The 17,422-nt window shown below is 70.9% G+C and carries 17 protein-coding genes and 1 pseudogene; 13 read left to right on the forward strand and 5 right to left on the reverse strand.

The annotated features are described in order from the left end of the window. Positions 1-22 precede the first annotated feature (22 nt). Positions 23-958, forward strand: coding sequence for a hypothetical protein (locus ACIHAD_RS19040; RefSeq protein ID WP_397355792.1), 936 nt, complete (start codon positions 23-25; stop codon positions 956-958). Positions 959-1,148: 190 nt separating this feature from the next. Here ACIHAD_RS19040 and ACIHAD_RS19045 read toward each other — a convergent pair whose 3' ends face one another. Next, positions 1,149-2,384, reverse strand: coding sequence for an alkyl sulfatase dimerization domain-containing protein (locus ACIHAD_RS19045; RefSeq protein WP_397355793.1), 1,236 nt, complete (start codon positions 2,382-2,384; stop codon positions 1,149-1,151). A 205-nt stretch (positions 2,385-2,589) separates the two neighbouring features. Here ACIHAD_RS19045 and ngcE point away from each other — a divergent pair, with 205 nt between their 5' ends. The 7 genes and pseudogenes from ngcE (at position 2,590) to ACIHAD_RS19080 (ending at position 7,869) form a co-directional block, all read left to right on the forward strand. After that, the gene (gene ngcE, locus ACIHAD_RS19050) at positions 2,590-3,987 is read left to right on the forward strand and encodes an N-acetylglucosamine/diacetylchitobiose ABC transporter substrate-binding protein (protein ID WP_397355794.1); all 1,398 of its coding nucleotides are present in this window, start codon (positions 2,590-2,592) and stop codon (positions 3,985-3,987) included. Positions 3,988-3,991: 4 nt separating this feature from the next. Continuing rightward, a complete protein-coding gene (locus ACIHAD_RS19055; protein ID WP_397355795.1) occupies positions 3,992-4,909 on the forward strand; it encodes a carbohydrate ABC transporter permease in 918 nt (305 codons plus the stop codon). Continuing rightward, a complete protein-coding gene (locus ACIHAD_RS19060) occupies positions 4,909-5,763 on the forward strand; it encodes a carbohydrate ABC transporter permease (protein ID WP_397355796.1) in 855 nt (284 codons plus the stop codon). Before ACIHAD_RS19055 ends, ACIHAD_RS19060 begins: the two co-directional genes overlap by 1 nt. Before the next feature lie 81 nt (positions 5,764-5,844). Further along, complete coding sequence (locus tag ACIHAD_RS19065; protein ID WP_397355797.1) at positions 5,845-6,390, forward strand: superoxide dismutase family protein; 546 nt, start codon at positions 5,845-5,847, stop codon at positions 6,388-6,390. 96 nt (positions 6,391-6,486) lie between these two features. Next, positions 6,487-6,744, forward strand: a pseudogene (locus ACIHAD_RS19070) (low temperature requirement protein A); the annotation flags it as partial. Between the two features lie 58 nt (positions 6,745-6,802). Beyond that, positions 6,803-7,546: a low temperature requirement protein A gene (locus ACIHAD_RS19075; protein WP_397355905.1), complete on the forward strand. Its 744-nt coding sequence runs from the start codon at positions 6,803-6,805 to the stop codon at positions 7,544-7,546. Next, positions 7,543-7,869: a nuclear transport factor 2 family protein gene (locus ACIHAD_RS19080; RefSeq protein ID WP_397355906.1), complete on the forward strand. Its 327-nt coding sequence runs from the start codon at positions 7,543-7,545 to the stop codon at positions 7,867-7,869. Before ACIHAD_RS19075 ends, ACIHAD_RS19080 begins: the two co-directional genes overlap by 4 nt. On the opposite strand, the gene ACIHAD_RS19085 is transcribed toward ACIHAD_RS19080, so the two are convergent. The 4 genes from ACIHAD_RS19085 to ACIHAD_RS19100 all read right to left on the reverse strand — a co-directional run bounded on the left by ACIHAD_RS19085 (position 7,862) and on the right by ACIHAD_RS19100 (position 10,514). After that, a complete protein-coding gene (locus ACIHAD_RS19085) occupies positions 7,862-8,227 on the reverse strand; it encodes a hypothetical protein (RefSeq protein WP_397355798.1) in 366 nt (121 codons plus the stop codon). The genes ACIHAD_RS19080 and ACIHAD_RS19085 overlap by 8 nt on opposite strands. Next, positions 8,224-8,775: a MarR family winged helix-turn-helix transcriptional regulator gene (locus tag ACIHAD_RS19090; protein WP_397355799.1), complete on the reverse strand. Its 552-nt coding sequence runs from the start codon at positions 8,773-8,775 to the stop codon at positions 8,224-8,226. The genes ACIHAD_RS19085 and ACIHAD_RS19090 overlap by 4 nt, the downstream gene beginning before the upstream one ends. 64 nt (positions 8,776-8,839) lie before the next feature. Further along, positions 8,840-9,811 carry a pirin family protein gene (locus ACIHAD_RS19095; protein WP_397355800.1) on the reverse strand — a complete coding sequence of 324 codons (972 nt, stop codon included), beginning with the start codon at positions 9,809-9,811 and terminating at the stop codon, positions 8,840-8,842. Positions 9,812-9,875: 64 nt separating this feature from the next. Further along, positions 9,876-10,514, reverse strand: coding sequence for a GntR family transcriptional regulator (locus ACIHAD_RS19100; RefSeq protein ID WP_397355801.1), 639 nt, complete (start codon positions 10,512-10,514; stop codon positions 9,876-9,878). Positions 10,515-10,625: 111 nt separating this feature from the next. Between ACIHAD_RS19100 and ACIHAD_RS19105 the strand changes: the two genes are divergently transcribed. The 5 genes from ACIHAD_RS19105 to ACIHAD_RS19125 are packed head-to-tail and all read left to right on the forward strand — an operon-like array spanning position 10,626 to position 17,405. Further along, the gene (locus ACIHAD_RS19105) at positions 10,626-12,572 is read left to right on the forward strand and encodes a beta-galactosidase (protein ID WP_397355802.1); all 1,947 of its coding nucleotides are present in this window, start codon (positions 10,626-10,628) and stop codon (positions 12,570-12,572) included. Continuing rightward, positions 12,569-13,900 carry an aminomethyl-transferring glycine dehydrogenase subunit GcvPA gene (gene gcvPA, locus ACIHAD_RS19110; protein WP_397355803.1) on the forward strand — a complete coding sequence of 444 codons (1,332 nt, stop codon included), beginning with the start codon at positions 12,569-12,571 and terminating at the stop codon, positions 13,898-13,900. The genes ACIHAD_RS19105 and gcvPA overlap by 4 nt, the downstream gene beginning before the upstream one ends. Further along, positions 13,897-15,453, forward strand: coding sequence for an aminomethyl-transferring glycine dehydrogenase subunit GcvPB (gene gcvPB / locus ACIHAD_RS19115; protein ID WP_397355804.1), 1,557 nt, complete (start codon positions 13,897-13,899; stop codon positions 15,451-15,453). Before gcvPA ends, gcvPB begins: the two co-directional genes overlap by 4 nt. 3 nt (positions 15,454-15,456) lie before the next feature. Beyond that, entirely contained in the window at positions 15,457-16,653 is a 1,197-nt protein-coding gene (locus tag ACIHAD_RS19120) for an ATP-NAD kinase family protein (RefSeq protein WP_397355805.1), read from the forward strand. Beyond that, entirely contained in the window at positions 16,650-17,405 is a 756-nt protein-coding gene (locus tag ACIHAD_RS19125; RefSeq protein WP_397355806.1) for an SDR family NAD(P)-dependent oxidoreductase, read from the forward strand. Before ACIHAD_RS19120 ends, ACIHAD_RS19125 begins: the two co-directional genes overlap by 4 nt. Positions 17,406-17,422: the final 17 nt, after the last annotated feature.

The following is a 17,422-nucleotide window of genomic DNA, read 5'->3' on the forward strand; positions in this document are numbered from 1 at the left end:
TGCGCATGACGAGGAGCTCGCTGTGAACGACGCCGATTCCGCTCGCGTGCGTGACAAGGAGCTCACTGTGCGCATCGCCGATCTTGCCCGCCTGAGCGACGAGGAGCTCGCGGGGGAGCCCATGGGGCAGGCGTCCGGCGCGGGGGCGCGGGCGCTCATGCGGTCGATCATGTCCGAGGAGCGGGTGCCCGTCCGGAGCCCGCGCCGCCGTGCGCCGCGCAGGACGTTCGTGCTGGGGGCGGTGGCGGCCGGGCTGGCCGCCGTGCTCGCCGTCACGCTCCCGATCGTCGGCCCGGCCACCGAGTACGCCAACGCCGCCGTCACCCTCAAGACCGGCGACGACTTCATCGACGTCACCATCACCGACCCCGAGGCCGACGCGGCCACCTTCACCGAGGCGTTCAAGGCCGTCGGCCTGGACGCGCAGGTGCGGAAGATCCCGGTCGCCCCTCAGTACGCGGGGAAGCTGTTCGGCCCCGCCACCCCCGGGAACTTCCCGCCCGGCACCGGCGTGACCGTCAGAACAGTCGAGACCTGTGCGTCGGCCTGGTGCGGCACGGTCTCCATGCCCACCGGCTACAAGGGCCGGATCGTCTTCGGCATCGGCCGTCCGGCCGAGCCGGGCGAGCGGTACGCCGCCATTGCCCCGATGGGAGTCCCGGAAGAGGCTCCGGACGGGCTGGACGTCCGCGACAGGAGCGTCGGGGAGGTCCGGGCCGAGCTGGCGCGGCGCGGGCTGAAGGTCGAGTACGTGGTGATGTGGCTGAAGGACGACGGCAGCGGCACGGGGTACGGCGTGGACGCCCAGTACGTCAAGGACGAGTGGACGGCCGAGTACGCGCTGCGGATCGCATCGGACACCGTCAAGCTGCACGTGAAGGCGGGACCCGAGGTCCCGCCGGACTCCCTGCCCAGGTCGCGGCCCGCCCCCATGCCGAGCCCCTGGTGGAAGGAGTGACCCCGGCGCCCGTCACCCACCGCTGACGGCGGCCGGCGCCCGCCGTGAGAGGACAGCGAGCGGCCGGTGGCGGCCAGTAGGGCGCGGTGGGTGGTCGGCGTCCACAGGGAGGGGACGGTGGGTGCTCGTCATCGTCGGGAAAGGCGGGTACCCCCTTCCGGGGTAAGGCGCCCGTCTCCGGCGCGTACCGCTAATCGGCCCGGTTCGACGATTCAGTGGCGGCCCAGGTGAAAATACCCTTCGCCATGAGCGACTGTTCCCCCGCCGCCCGCGCGGCGAAAACCTGGGCCCTGACCCGATGTACTCCGGAGTCGTCAGGAGCCGCCAGTGCGGCCATTTCCGCGAGATGTCCGGCGAGCCGCTCGTCCCCCTCGGAAAGGGCCTTGAGCGCCGCGTCGGCGAGCGCGTGCGGCCCGCCCGCGAGTTCCGCCACGGATTTGGCCACCACCGCGTCGGGAGCCGGTTTGAGATTGGCCGGATTGCCGTCGTACCAGCCGCCGTAAAGGCGCCAGAGATTGCGTACGACGAATTCCGGCTCGTCATAGCGAGCCCGCAGATAAGGACGGTCGGCACAGCGTTCGGACGGTTTCACCGCGTGCACGATCTCGTCGAGCCTGGCGCCCGCGTTGAGCAGGTCGAGCGTCTGCGTGATGATCGACTCCAGCCATTCGGCCGTCTCCAGCAGCGCCTGCCGCACGCGGTCGGCGCCGAAGATCGGGGCGCCGTGGCTGGGCAGCATGATCTCGGCGTCGAGGGCCGCCATCCGGCGCAGCGCGTGCACCCATTCGCGCGGGTATCGCTGCACCTTCTGGGGGTTGCCACAGTTGGGGGTCACCCAGATGAACAGGTCGCCGGGCAGCAGCAGCCGGTGTTCGCGCACGTAGCCGATGGTGGCGTCGTCGGTCTCGCCCTTGGCGTGCAGCAGGTCGAAGGTCAGCCCGCCGCGCCGTACGGTCAGCGCGTCGGTGTAGGTGACGTCGGGCCGCCGGTAGTCGGTGGGCCAGCGGAGGCGGGTGTTCTGGAACTGCCGCTGGTTGATCACTGTGTTGTAACCATTTGTCAGCACGTAACGCTCGAACCGGTCGACCACCGCCTGGTGGGCGTAAACGGTGGCCCGAGGGCCCGACTCCTCGAACGGCCCGGTGCCGAAGACGTGATCCACGTGCCCGTGGGAGTAGAACGCGGTGGTCAGCGGCGCCCGTGACCAGCGGCGTACGTCCTCGTGCAGGCGGGCGGCGGCCCACGGCCCGCTGGTGTCGAAGAGCAGCAGCTCGCCCTCAGTCTCGAAGGCGATCGCGTTGCCGAACCCCGGCCACCAGCCCACGCCTTCCGTCACGGTCTGGACGCCCTTGCCCTCCATGCCGGTGTCCACGATGCTGTCGTCAGACTCGCCGCGCCACACCCGGTCCGCGTACTCGATAATCATGTGACCCACCTTGCTTTTAGAACGTCGTTCTAGGCAAGGGATCACGGCAAGGTCACGTCTCGATCGCGCCCCCTTGACGCGTGTCGGCAGGCGTTCGTACGTTCGGGCAAACGTTTAGGAAACTTTCCTAACTGAATCCTCTTCGGGAGCCCCCATGACCCACCCGGGCGAGATTACTCGGCGTCAGCTGCTCCGCCGTATCGGCATGACCGCGCTCGTGGCCGGGCCCGGCGCGAGCCTGCTGGGCGCCTGCGCGACCAGCGGCGGTGGCGGCGATCAGCCCTCGGCGGCGCCCTCCACGTCGATCGCGGCGTCGGCGGACCCCAGGAACCCCTTCGGCGTCGACGCCAAGAAGCCGCTCGAAGTGGTCATCTTCAGCGGCGGCTACGGCGACTCCTACGCCAAGGACCTGCACGAAGAGCTGTACAAGAAGGCCCACGCCGGCGTCACGGTCAAGCACACCGCCACCCAGCAGATCGGCACCCAGCTCCGCCCGCGCATCGTCGGGAACGACATGCCCGACGTGATCAACAACTCCGGTCCCGAGGCGCTCGACCTGGCCGCACTGGCCGCCGAGGGCCACCTGACCGACCTGACCCCGCTCTACGACGCGCCCTCCTTCGACGACCCGTCCAAGAAGGTCCGCGACACGATCACGCCGCTCGTGCTGCAGAACGGCAAGCTCGACGGCAAGGACCTGGTCCTCAACTACACCGTGTCCCACCGGGCGCTGTGGTACAACGCCAAGCTGTTCGCGGCCAAGGGCTGGAGCGTGCCGAAGACCTGGGCCGAGTTCACCGCGCTCGGCGAGGCGGCCAAGAAGGAGGGCATCGCGCTCTTCGCCTACCCCGGCAAGAAGGGCCCGTACTACCAGCTCTGGAACGTCCTGTACACGGCCGCCAAGATCGGTGGCAACCAGGTCATCATCGACATCGACAACCTCGTCGACAACGCCTGGAAGAGCGAGGCGGTCAAGCAGGCGGTCACCGCGTGGCTGGACGTCCAGCAGAAGTACGGCGACAAGGCGTACCTGGGCCTCGACCACACCCAGACCCAGGTCAAGCAGCTCCAGAACAAGGTGCTGTTCTACCCGTGCGGCTCCTGGCTGGAGAACGAGATGACCAAGGACATCCCGCTCGACTTCGAGTACGCCCTCGCCCCCATCCCCGACGTCACCGCCTCCGACAAGATGCCGTACGGCGCGATCCAGGTCGGCGTGGGCGAGAACTTCGTCGTCGCGGCGAAGGGCAAGAACCCGCAGGGCGGCCTGGAGTACCTGCGGATCATGCTGTCCAAGGAGGGCGCGGCGGGCTTCACCAAGAAGACCAGCAACCTCACGGTGGTGACCGGCGCCGCCGACAGCTCCGAGTTCCCGCCCGGCCTGGTCAGCGCCGCCAAGGCGCAGGACGCGGCCGGCGAGAACATCATCACCGACGCCCGGTTCGAGGGCTGGTACAAGGAGCTGTTCGACTACGGCTGGGAGCAGACCAACGTGCTGATGTCCGGCCGCATCACCCCCGACGAATTCTGCGCGCGCATGCAGAAGAAGGCCGACGACGTCAAGAAGGACGACTCCGTCACCAAGCAGACGCGGAGCGCCTGAGCACATGGAGCGGTTGCGCAAGTACGGATTCGTCATCGGGTTCCTGGCCGTCCCGGTCACGCTTTACACGGTCTTCGTGATCAGCCCATATGTTCAGGCTTTCCAGCTCTCGCTGACGAGCTGGAACGGCGTCAGCTCGGTCGTCCGATACGTGGGGCTGGACAATTTCGGCCGGTTGTTCGACGACGACAATTTCTGGCAGGCCCTGCGCAATCACGGAATTCTGCTGCTGGTGCTGCCGCTCCTGACGATCGTCATCGCGCTGTTCCTGTCGTTCCTGCTGAACCTCGGCGGCGGCACCCGCGGCGCGGGAATGCGCGGGGTCTGGGGGTCGAATTTCTACCGGGTGGTGTTCTTCTTCCCCCAGGTTCTCGCCGTGGCCGTGGTCGGCGTGCTGTTCCAGGCCATCTACCGTCCCGACGAGGACGGCGTGATCAACGGCACGCTGGCCAGGCTGGGGCTCTCCGAGCCGATCGGCTGGCTCACCGAGCCGGGCCTCGCGCTGTGGTCGATCATCGCGGTGATGGTCTGGCAGGCGGTCGGCTTCTACGTCGTGCTGTTCTCCGCGGGCATGGCCGCCATCCCGAAGGACTACTTCGAGGCCGCCTCGATCGACGGGGCCGGCCGCGTGCGGCTGTTCTTCTCCATCACGCTGCCGCTGCTGCGCGACACCCTCCAGGTCGGCTGGATCTACCTGGGGATCGCGGCCTTCGACGGCTTCGCGCTGATCCAGGTGCTGGCGGGCGACCGGGGCGAGCCCGACGGGGCCACCACCATCCTGCCCATCACCATCTACAAGACCGCCTTCGACTACCACAAGGTCGGCTACGCCTCGGCGATGGGCGTCGTGCTGTTCTTCCTGACCGTGACGTTCGCCGTGCTGACGCTCCGCACGACCAGGCGTGAAAGGGTTGAGCTCTGATGGCTTCGCGTGGAGCGGGCAGGCCGCGGCCCGGCGTGCTGAGCGGGCTCTCGCATGTGGCCCTGGCCGTCTGGGCCCTGCTGATCATCCTGCCGCTGCTGTGGACGTTCCTGGCCTCGTTCAAGACCAACACCGAGATCTTCGGCGACCCGCTCCAGCTCCCCGGGGCGCTGCGGCTGGACGCCTGGGGCCGGGCCTGGGACAAGGCGCACGTCGGGCAGTACATGCTCAACACGGTCATCGTCGTGTTCTTCGGCACGGCGGGCACGATGTTGTTCGGCTCGATGGCGGCGTACGTGCTGGGCCGCTACGACTTCGTCGGCGGCAAGCTGATCTACTACTACTTCGTCGCCGGGCTCGCCTTCCCCATCTTCCTGGCGCTCGGGCCGCTGTTCTTCGTCGTCAAGCAGTTCGGGCTGCTCGACTCGCACATCGGCCTGATCATCGTCTACATCGCGTACTCGCTGCCCTTCACGATCTTCTTCCTGGCCGCGTTCTTCCGCACGCTGCCCGAGGCGGTCGCCGAGGCGGCCCTGATCGACGGCGCCTCGCACACCCGGACGTTCTTCCAGATCATGGTCCCGATGGCCAAGCCCGGCCTGGTCAGCATCACGATCTTCAACGTCCTGGGGCAGTGGAACCAGTATCTGCTTCCACTGGCGCTGATGGGCGGCGCGCCGGACAAGTGGCCGCTCACGCTCGGCATCGCCAGGATCTCCACCAGGGCCGGCTACGAGGCGGACTGGCCGGGCCTGTTCGCCGCGCTGAGCATGACGATCCTGCCGGTGATGGTCATCTACATCATCTTCCAGCGGCAGATCCAGTCCGGGCTGAGCTCGGGCGCGCTGAAGTGAGATTCGCCGAACACGCGGCGTAGCCGTACGGCTACTCGTTAGAGTGAGGGGCCTTCCGCCAGCACACCCCGGGGGTCCCTCATGCGCGTACCCGCACTCCTGCTCGTCCTGCTCACGACCGCCGCCTGCGCCGGGCCGCCGGCGCCGCTGCAGGAGGTCACGAAGCCGAGCCCGCCGGGCGTGCCGGAGCTGAGCGGCGGCGGGGAGTTCACCTCCGGTGACACCGCGGCGATCGCCTACGACCGCCGCCTGGCCCCCGAGGGCGCGCAGGCCAGCCTCACGGCCGAGTCCAGCGGCGGCACGACCCGCACCTCGCTGGTCGTGGAGGGCTTCCTGCCCCGCCATCACTACGGCGCCCACCTGCACACCGCGCCCTGCGGCACCGACCCCGACGACGCGGGCGGCCACTTCCAGCACAACCCCGGCCACGCCGACCCGGCCAGCGAGATCTGGCTCGACGTCACCACCGACGGGTCGGGCGCGGGCCGCTCGACGTCCCGTCACTCCTGGAGCCTCGACCCTGCCGCCCTGCCGAAGTCGCTGGTCATCCACGCCAGGCCCACCAAGAAGAGCGGCGCCCACGCGGGCGAGGCGGGCCCTCGGGTGGCCTGTTTGACGCTGCACTAGCCGAAAGGCGTGCATAATTACACAATTACATATCGTGGAGGTCCAGCGTTGACTAGCCGCCGATGGCAGCCGCCCCGTTTACGGTTGTTCGAGCAGGTGCACCGCCGGGCCACCTGGCTGGAGCTACTCTACGACCTCGTCTTCGTCGTCGCGGTCGCGGAGCTGGCCGACGTGCTCGCCGGCGGCGCCGACGCGGGCCGCGTCCTCACCTTCGTCGGCCTGTTCGTGCCGGTCTGGTGGTCCTGGGCGGGCTACGTCTTCTACGCCAACCGGTTCGACACCGACGACGTCAGCCACCGCCTGCTCGCGCTGCCGCAGATCCTCGCGGTGGCCACGATGGCGGCCAGCGTCAGCGACATCGAGCAACGTTCGGCCCTGTTCGCGCTCTCGTACGCGGCCGCCCGGATCCTGACTGGTCGTCGCCTACCTCAGGGCCGGCCGGCACGTGCCCGAGGCCAAGCCGCTCACCGTGCGGTACGCGGCCGGATTCACCGTCGCCGCGGTCATCTGGCCGGCCTCCCTCGCCGTCGATCCGCCGCAGCGGTACGCCATGTGGGCCGTGGCGATGGTGATCGACCTGGCGACCCCGCTGCTCAGCCGCGGCCACCAGAGCAGGCTCCCGCCGCAGAGCGAGCACCTGCCGGAGCGGTTCGGGCTGTTCGTCGTGATCGTGCTCGGCGAGGTGGTCGCCGCCGTGGTCACCGGGCTCAAGGGGCACGACGTCACCCCGTCCGTGCTGCTGGTCGCGCTGGCCGGGGTGGCCATCGCGATGGCCTTCTGGTGGCTGTACTTCGACCACGTCGACGAGTCCGTCGTGCTGCGCACCAAGCTGGCCGGGCAGGTGTGGGTGTACTCGCACCTACCGCTCTCGCTGGGGCTGGTGGCGTTCGGCATCGGGATCGAGCACGCGATCACGCACCCGTCGGGGGCGAGCTGGGCCGTCGGGGTGCCGGCCGCCCTGGTCTTCGCCGTGCTCGGCCTGCAGCACCTGTGCTCGGCCGACCGCCGGGCGGGCGCCGTCCGCCTGGCCGCCGCCGTGCTCACCCTGGCCTCCTCCGCGCTGCCCGTCGCGGCGGCGCTCCCGCTCGTCCTGCTGTACGGCGCCGCCCAGGTGGGTTACGACCTGCTGCGCCCCTCCCCGGAAGGCACACCGTGACCCAGGAAGTGTTCGACCGCCAGCTCGCCGCCATCGCCGACGGCGACCTGGAGGCCCTGCTCGCCCAGTACCACGACGAGGCGGTGGTCGTCCGGTTCGACCGCGCGGCCAGGGGCGCCGCCGAGATCCGCGAGCTGTTCACCGCCTACCTGGCGGCCGGACCGCAGGTGGAGGAGATCACGTCGCTCCGGATCGAGGGTGACGTGATCTTCTACAACGCGGTCATGACCGTCGGCGGGAACCGGGTCACGACGTTCGGGACGCTGGTCGTCAGGGACGGCCGGATCTGGCGCCAGACCGCGGCCGCCCTGCCGCTCACCTGATCGCCGACGCCATCGGCTGCCAGGGGGCGGCGTCGAAGATCAGCATGATGCTCCGGATCCTCCCGTCCGGGCCGAGCCTGAAGTGCTCGGCGGTGCGCTGGGTGCCGACCGGTGTGGCGGTGTGCAGGTCGTAGACGAGGGTCGCCTCGGACTCGCCGTACAGCTCGCTGATCAGGTCGACGCCGGTCACCACGCTCACCAGGGCCTCGATGCCGGCCAGGTGGCCGGCGGGGTCGGTCGAGGAGACCAACGGGCTCCTGAAGGAGAAGCCCTCGCCGATCAGCGCCGCCGCGGCCGGCACGTCGGCGCGGAGCCTGGCCTCGTGGTAGGCCCTGACCACCTCGCGGGCGCTCGTCATCGTCCCTCCAGGTGAGCCGAGAGCCGCTGCTGGTTGTCGGCCAGCCGCAGGCACAGGTGCCGCAGCGCGGTCAGGTCGGCGGCCGAGAACCCCTGGAACATCGCCCGCATCGCCAGCTGCGACGGCGTGCGGAACGCCTCGATCCACGCCCGGCCCTCGTCGGTGATCACGGCCAGCACCGAGCGCCGGTCGCGGCTGTCCTGGACCCGCCGCGCCAGGCCGTCGCGTTCCAGGGTGTCCACCAGGCCCGTGACGTTGCGCGAGCTGACCCCGGCGGCCTGGGCCAGGTCGCCGATGCTGATACCGCCGCCGCCGGCGCCCGCCGCGCCGAGGCGCAGCAGGACGTCCATCGCGCCCGAGCTGAGCCCGCGCCCCTCGCTGCCGTGCGCGCGCATGCGCTCGACGGCCTGGTACGCCGTCCGCACGGCGGCGGCCGCCTCGAACGGCGCGGTGTCGCCGCCGCCGACGAACTCACTCATGGCCGCCCTGGCCCGCGGGTCGAAGAGGGAGCCGTCCGGCTCCTGGTCAAATTTATGTACGTCCTTCACAGTGAATGTCTACCAGAAAACGCGAAGGCCCGTGCGGAACGCACGGGCCTTCGGGGAGAGGCGGTCAGGAGTGGGCGTGCTCGGCGGGGACCGTGCCGAGGCGGCCCGCCTGGAAGTCCTCGAACGCCTGGACCAGCTCGGCGCGGGTGTTCATGACGAACGGGCCGTGGTGCGCCACGGGCTCGCCGATCGGCTCGCCGCCCAGCACGATCACGTCGAGCGTGTCCTTGGCCTCGATCGTGATGGTCTCGCCCGGCGTGGTCAGGCCCGGCCGGCTGCCGAAGCCGTCGAAGACCGCGAGCTGCCCGCCGTGCAGCGGACGCCGCTCGGCGCCGACCGTGCCGCGGCCGGAGAGGGCGTAGACCAGGGCGTTGTAGTCCTTGCGCCAGGGCAGGGTCAGCCGCGCGCCCGGGGTGATGGTGGCGTGCAGCAGCGTGATCGGCGTCTGCGTGCTGCCGGGGCCGGTGCTCCCGGCCAGCTCGCCCGCGATCAGCCGGACCAGCGCGCCGCCGTCGTGGCTGCTCAGCAGCACGACGCTGGAACGCCCGATGTCCTGGTACTTCGGCGCGATCATCTTCTTGGCGCCGGGCAGGTTGACCCAGAGCTGGATGCCGTGGAACAGCCCGCCCTTCTGTACGAGCCACTCCGGCGGCGCCTCCTTGTGCAGGATGCCGGACGCGGCCGTCATCCACTGGGTGTCGCCGTTGGTGATCGTGCCGCCGCCGCCGTTGGAGTCGAGGTGCTCCATGACGCCGTCGATCATGTACGTGACGGTCTCGAAGCCGCGGTGCGGGTGCCAGGGCGTGCCCTTGGGCTCGCCGGCCGCGTAGTCGACCTCGCCCATCTGGTCCATCATCACGAACGGGTCGAGGTATTCGAGCTTGATCGCCGCCAGGGCGCGGCGCACGGGGAAGCCCTCGCCCTCGAACCCGCTGGGCGCGGTCTCGACGGCGAGCACCTTCCGCTCCGGCACCCCCGCCACGGGCGCGGGCACGCGGGGGAGGGTGAGGGGGTTCTCAACGGTTACGGCGGGCATGTCGCGCTCCTTCCAGCGGGATCTGCCCCATGCAACCAAGTTGAGATTTCAACTATTCCACGGGTCACGGGATGCGGGACATCATCCGTTCCATGCCGTTGATCCAGTTGTCGCGCAACGCCTGGACGGCCTTGGCCGGCTCGCCGGTCAGCAGGAACTCGGCGATGCGGCGGTGCTCGGCGGCCTCGCGCTCCAGAGGCGCGTCGTCCCCGGCGATCAGGTGCGCGTAGCGGCGCATGCCTGCCTTGACGCTGGTGATGAGGTCGAGCAGGCGCTCGTTGCGGCAGCCGCTCAGCAGCAGGTCGTGCCACTCGTCGTCGTGGCGTTCGATGACCTGCTGCTCGGCCACGTCGTCGGGGAAGTCCTGGGCCAGCTTCAGCAGGTCGGGAGCGATCGAGCGCAGGTGGGCCGGGTCGGAGCAGTCGAGGGCCAGCGACTCCAGCGCGGCCACGATCTCGCACAGCTCGCGGAACTCGCGCCGGCTCACCGGGGCGAACCGGAACCCGCGCCCCTGGTTGCTCTCCAGCACGCCCTCGCCCGCCAGGGTGATCAGCGCCTCGCGCAGCGGGGTACGGCTGACGCCCAGGTCGGCGGCCAGGGACGCCTCGTTGATGTCGGTGCCGGCGGCGAAGTCACCTCGATCGAGCCGGCTCAGCAGCTCTTCCCTGATCTGCTCGCGCAACGGTCGCCGCTCGATGGGCATGGTGACTCCCTCTCGTTCAGGTCAACCGAATCCTAACCCTTGACGTGATGCAAAATACTGCACTATGAATTCGGCATACAAAATATTACATTGCATGATCGAGGAGTTCGAGTGGGGCTGACCCGGATACCGGGGCTGCTGTTCGGCGGGGACTACAACCCCGAGCAGTGGCCGGAGGAGGTGTGGGCCGAGGACGCGCGGCTCATGGCCGAGGCCGGGGTCAACATGGCGACCGTCGCGGTGTTCTCCTGGTCGCGCCTGGAGCCCGCACGCGGGGCCTACGACTTCGGCTGGCTCGACCGGGTGCTGGACCTGCTGCACGAGCACGGCATCGCCGCCGACCTGGCCACCGCGACCGCGACGCCGCCGCCGTGGCTGGTGCGCGAGCACCCCGAGATGCTGCCGGTCAACGCCGACGGCGTGCGGCTGGAGTTCGGCTCCCGGCAGGGTTACTGCCCGAGCTCGCCGGTCTACCGCGAGCACGCCGTACGGATGGCCACCGCGATGGCCGAGCGCTACGGCGACCACCCCGCGCTGGCCATGTGGCACATCGGCAACGAGTACGCCGACCACACGCTGGAGTGCTTCTGCCCCGAGTCCGCCGGCCACTTCCGCCGCTGGCTGGAAGACCGGTACGGCACCGTCGGCGGCCTCAACGCCGCCTGGGGCACCTCCTGCTGGGGCCAGCACTACACGTCCTTCGGCCAGGTCGAGCCGCCCAGGACGGCGCCCGGCCCGGTCAACCCCGCCCAGCTCCTCGACTGGCGGCGCTTCTGCAGCGACGCGCTCCTGGAGCTGTTCCTGGCCGAGAAGGCGGCGCTGCGCGCGATCACGCCGGGCGTCCCGGTCACCACGAACTTCATGAGCATCCTGCACGGCCTCGACTACTGGAAGTGGGCCGCGGCCGAGGACCTGGTGAGCGACGACGCCTACCCCGACCCCGCCGACCCCGGCTCCCACGTGCAGGTGGCGCTCAGCTACGACCTCATGCGCTCGCTGCGGCAGGCGCCCTGGCTGCTGCTGGAGTCGGCGCCGTCCGCGGTGTCCTGGCGCGAGGTGAACGTCCCCAAGCCGCCGGGCATGATGCGCCTGCACAGCCTTCAGGCGCTCGCCCACGGCTCCGACGGCGTGATGTTCTTCCAGTGGCGGCAGGCCAGGTACGGCCCCGAGAAGTTCCACTCGGCGATGCTGCCGCACGGCGGGACGCGGACCCGCGGCTGGCGCGACACCCTGGCGCTCGGCGCCGACCTGCGGCGCCTGTCGGAGGTCGCGGGGAGCGAGACCCGCGCCCAGGTCGCGCTGCTGCTCGACTGGCCGAGCTGGTGGGCGCTGGAGGCGCCCGAGTCCATGCCGTCCAACCGGCTCAGGCTCAAGGAACTGCTGCTCGCCTGGTACGCCTCCCTGCACGCCAGGGGAATCGCCGTCGACCTCGCGCCGCCCGGCCGGGACCTGTCGCCGTACGAGCTGGTCATCGCCCCGAACCTCTACATGTGCACCGCCGAGCAGGCCAGGGCGCTGGAGGCGTACGAGGGCAGGCTCGTCGTGGGCCCGTTCAGCGGCGTGGTGGACGAGAGCGACCAGGTGCACCCGGGCGGCGCGCCCGGCCCGCTGGCCGATCTGCTCGGCATCGCCGTGGAGGAGTTCTGGCCGCTCGCCGACGGGGACGTCCAGCGGACCGGCCTGGGCGAGGCCCGCACCTGGGCCGAGTGGATCAGGCTGGAGGGCGCCGAGCCCGTCGCCCTGTTCGAGGGCGGCGACCTGGACGGCCTGCCCGCCGTTACCCGCAAGGGCGCGGCCACCTACGTCGGCTGCCTGCTCGACGACGTGACGCCGGTGCTGGAGCCGCTGCTGGACGGCATCGAGCGCATCGACGTGCCGGAGGGCGTGGAGGCCGTCAGGAGGGGCGGCCACCTGTTCCTCCTCAACCACACCACCGCCCCGCAGCCGGTCACGCTCCCGTATCCGGGGACGGACCTGCTCACCGGGGCCGACCTGCGGGACGGCATCGAGCTGGCCGCCCGCGACGCCGTCGTGATCAGGATCGAAGGAGACAAGTGACGCACCCGTACATACCCAACGCCGAGCCGCGCGTGCGAGCCGAGATGCTCGCGGCGGTCGGCGCGTCGAGCGTCGAGGAGTTCTACGCCGACATCCCCGCGGAGCTGCGGCTGGACCGGCCGCTCGACCTGCCGGCGCCGTTCACCGCCGAGCGCGACCTGGTGCGCCACATGAAGGGCCTGTTCGCCCGGAACACCGACACCGAGGAGGCGCTCAGCTTCCTCGGCCACGGCTGCTACCCGCACCACGTGCCCGCCGTCTGCGACGAGGTCAACTCCAGGAGCGAGTTCCTGACCGCGTACGCGGGCGAGCCGTACGAGGACCACGGCCGCTTCCAGGCCCTGTTCGAGTACGTCAGCATGATGGGCGAGCTCCTGGAGATGGACGTCGTCAACGTCCCCACCTACGACGGCTTCCAGGCGTCGGGCACCGCGCTGCGCATGGCCTGCCGCTACACCAAGCGGTCGAAGGTGCTGGTCAGCGGGGCGGTGAGCGCCGACAAGCTGAGCAAGCTGCGCGACTTCCTGGCCCCCGACATCACCATCGAGCTCGCCCCGGTGGCCGAGGACGGGCAGATCGGCGAGGTCGCGCTGGACGACTCCTACGCCGCCCTCTACCTGGAGACCCCGAACGTCTACGGCGTCGTCGAGGCCCGCGGCCGGGAGCTGGCCGACCTCGCGCACGCCGCCGGCGCGCTGCTGGTCGTCAGCGCCGACCCCATCTCCCTGGGCGTGCTGGCCCCGCCCGCCTCCTACGGCGCCGACATCGTCTGCGGCGACATCCAGTCGCTCGGCATCCACCAGAACTACGGCGGCGGCCACGCCGGCTACATCGCCACCCAGGACCACGAGCCGCTGGTCGCCGAGTTCCCCTCGCGCCTGTTCGGCATCGCGCCGACGAAGGTCCCCGGCGAGTACGGCTTCGGCGACGTCTTCTACGACCGCACCTCCTTCGCCCTGCGCGAAGAGGGCAAGGAATGGGTGGGCACGGCCGCCGCCCTGTGGGGCATCACGGCCGGGGTCTACCTCGCGCTCATGGGCCCGCAGGGCATGAAGGACCTCGGCGAGACCGTCCTGGCCCGCACCCGGTACGCCATGGGCGCCCTGGCCCGGTCGGTCACCGTCCGGCACGAGGGCTCGGTGCACTTCCGCGAGTTCGCGATCGAGGTGCCCGACTCCGCGGCGCTGCTGGCCGGGCTGCGCGAGCGCGGCATCTACGGCGGCGTCCCGCTGGACGAGCGCACGGTGCTGGTCTGCGTGACCGAACGCCACACCATCGACGACATCGACCGGCTCGCGGCAGCCGTACAGGAGGTTGTGCAGGCATGAGCGGGCACGGAGCCGAGTCCTTCGCGCAGCTTCCGGTGGCGCCCAAGCCGCCGCTGCGCCGCTTCCACCAGGCGCGCTGGGACGAGCCGATCATCTTCGAGCTGTCCAGCCCCGGCCGCCGCGGCATGGCCGTGCCCGAGCCGGGCGCGGAGAAGGTCGAGCTGCCCGAGGGCGTCGGGCGGGCCACCCCGCCCAAGCTGCCCGAGATGTCGCAGCTGCACGTGCTGCGGCACTACCTGCGGCTGTCGCAGGAGAACCTGGGCGTCGACCTCAACATCGACGTCGGCCAGGGCACCTGCACGATGAAGTACAGCCCCAAGGTCAACGACCAGTTCGCCAACGCGATCGCCGAGCTGCACCCGCTGCAGCACGAGGACACCGTGCAGGGCGTGCTGGAGATCTACTGGCGGCTGGAGCGCATGCTGGCCGAGATCTCCGGGATGTCGCGCGTGTCGCTGCAGCCCGGTTCGGGCTCGGCGGCCATCTACGCCAACATCGCCATGATCAGGGCCTACCACGCCGCCCGCGGCGAGGGCCACCGGGACCAGGTCATCACCACGATGTTCTCGCACCCGTCGAACGCGGCCTGCGCCAAGACCGCCGGGTACGAGGTCATCACCCTCATGCCGGACGCCAACGGCCTGCCCGACATCGAGGCCCTGCGCGCCGCCGTCGGCCCGCGCACGGCCGCCCTGATGATCACGAACCCCGAGGACACCGGCATCTACAACGCCAGGATCAGGGAGTTCGTGGACCTGGTGCACGAGGTCGGCGGCCTGGCCTGCTACGACCAGGCCAACGCCAACGGCATCCTCGGCATCACCAGGGCCCGCGACGCCGGGTTCGACCTGTGCCACTTCAACCTGCACAAGACGTTCTCCACGCCGCACGCCTGCGGCGGCCCGGCGGCCGGCGCCTGCGGCGTCTCGCCGGAGCTGGAGCCGTTCCTGCCCGGCCCGGTGGTCTCCTTCGACGGCGCCGCGTACGGGCTGGAGACGCCCGCGCAGAGCGTCGGCAAGATCCGGCCGTTCCTCGGCGTCACCCCGAACGTCGTGCGCGCCTACGCCTGGATCATGGCCCTGGGCGCGGACGGCCTGCGCGAGGTGGCCGAGACGGCGGTGCTGAACAACAACTACCTGATGCACAAGGTGCTGCAGATCCCCGGGGCCTCGGCGCCGTGGGACCAGCGCCGGATCGAGCAGGTCCGCTACTCCTGGCAGGAGCTGTCGGAGGAGACGGGGGTGCACTCGGAGGAGATCGGCGTGCGCGCCGCCGACTTCGGCGTCCACTACTGGACCAGCCACCACCCGTACCTGGTGCCGGAGCCGTTCACGCTGGAGCCGACGGAGTCGTACTCGCGGGAGGACCTGGACGAGTACGCGGCGATCCTGGAGCACGTCGCCTCGGAGGCGCGGCGGGACCCGGAGTTCGTCAAGGGCGCGCCGTACAACCAGACGATCCACAAGATCGACCCGACGCCGCTCGACGACCCCAAGCAGTGGGCGCCGACCTGGCGCGCGTACGTGCGCAAGCACCTGGCCGCGGGCGGCTGAGCCATGACGTCCGGAGGGAACGGCGTGATCGGGCTGGTCGTCAACCCGGTCGCCGGGCTGGGCGGGTCCGTGGGGCTCAAGGGCAGCGACGGCGCCGACGTGCAGCGCGCGGCCCTGGCCAAGGGCGCCGAGCCCAAGGCCGGGCGGCGGGCCGCGCAGGCCGTCGCCACGCTGCTCGCCCGCCGTCCCGGGGTCCGGCTGGTGACCGTGGCGGGGGCGATGGGCGAGGACAGCGCCCGCGCCGCCGCGGTCCCGTACGAGCTGGTGCCCTCCGGCGTCCAGGACGCGACCACCGCGGCCGACACGCGGGCGGCCGTCGCCGCGCTCGCCGACGTCGACCTGCTGCTGTTCGCCGGCGGCGACGGCACGGCCCGCGACGTGCTCGACGCCGCGCGGGAACTGGGCGGCCAGGCGCCGCCCGTGCTGGGGATCCCGGCCGGGGTCAAGGTGTACTCCGGATGCTTCGCGCTCAGCCCGGCCACCGCCGGGTTCGTCGCCGCCGACTTCCTGACCAGGCCGGAGACCGCCGAGGCCGAGGTGGTGGACCTGGACGAGGAGCGCTACCGCCGCGGGCTCGTCAGCCCCCGGCTCTACGGTAGCCTGCGCGTCCCGGCAGGCCGCGCGGCCCTGTCGGGACGCAAGGCGGGCTCCTCGGACGCGGCTCCGGCCACGGTCGAGGGCATCGCCCGCGAGGTCGCGGCCCGGCTCCGGCCGGGGGCGCGCTACGTGCTCGGCCCCGGCGCCACCACGGCGGCCGTGGGCAGGGAGCTCGGGCTCGCCACCACGCTGCTCGGCGTGGACGTGGTCGAGGCCCGCGCGGGCGGCGGCGCCGGCCTGGTGGCCGCCGACGTGACCGAGGGGGAGCTGTTCGAGCTGGTACGCGGCCGGGAGGCGGTCATCGTGCTGTCGGTGATCGGCGGCCAGGGCTTCGTGCTCGGCCGCGGCAACCAGCAGGTCTCCCCCCGCGTGCTCGACGAGGTGCTCGGCGGCGGTCAGGGCGGCGGTCCGGGCGGCGGGGACGGGCTGGTCGTGCTGGCCACGCAGCAGAAGCTGGCCGGGCTCGGTGGACGGCCGCTGCTGGCCGACAGCGGGGACCAGGAGCTGGACCGGAAGCTGGCCGCGCACGTACGGGTGATCACCGGATACCGCGAAAGCACGATTTATCGCATTTGTGCGGCAAGTGAGGAGTTCTACGGATGAACAGGCTAGATGGCAAGGTCGCGATCGTCACCGGCGGTGCCTCCGGCATCGGCCGCGCGACGGCGTTGCTCTTCGCAGAGGCGGGCGCCCAGGTCGTCGTCGCCGACATCGACGGCGCGGGGGCCGAGGAGACCGCCAAGGCGATCACGCAGGCGGGGGCGTCCGCCGTCGCCGTCCAGGGGGACGTGTCCGCGGAGGAGGACTGCCGGCGCATCACCCGCACGGCCGTGGACACCTACGGCGGCCTGCACGTGCTGTTCAACAACGCGGGCATCATCCGCCGCACCACCGCGCTCGACCTCGACGCCGACGAGTGGGACCGCGTGATGGCGGTCAACGTGCGCTCGGTGTTCCTGATGTGCAAGCACGCGATCCCGCTCATGACCGAGGGCGGCTCGATCGTCAACACCGGCTCCGGCTGGGGGCTCAAGGGCGGCGGGAACGCGATCTCCTACTGCGCGTCCAAGGCGGCCGTCGTCAACATGACCAGGGCGCTGGCGATCGACCACGCCAAGGCCGGGATCCGGGTGAACTCCGTCAACCCCGGCGACACGAACACCCCGATGCTGCGGGACGAGGCCCGCCAGCTCAACGAGGACTGGGCCGCCTTCGAGGCCGACGCCGCCGACCGGCCGATGGGCCGCTCGGGCAGCCCCGAGGAGATCGCCCAGGCCGTCCTCTTCCTGGCGAGCGACGCCGCCAGTTACGTCACCGGTTCCGCTCTCGTCGTCGACGGCGGCGGGCTCGCGTAGCACCCGACAGCACCACC

It is taken from the genome of Nonomuraea sp. NPDC052265 (assembly GCF_044547985.1).
Classification (GTDB): domain Bacteria; phylum Actinomycetota; class Actinomycetes; order Streptosporangiales; family Streptosporangiaceae; genus Nonomuraea.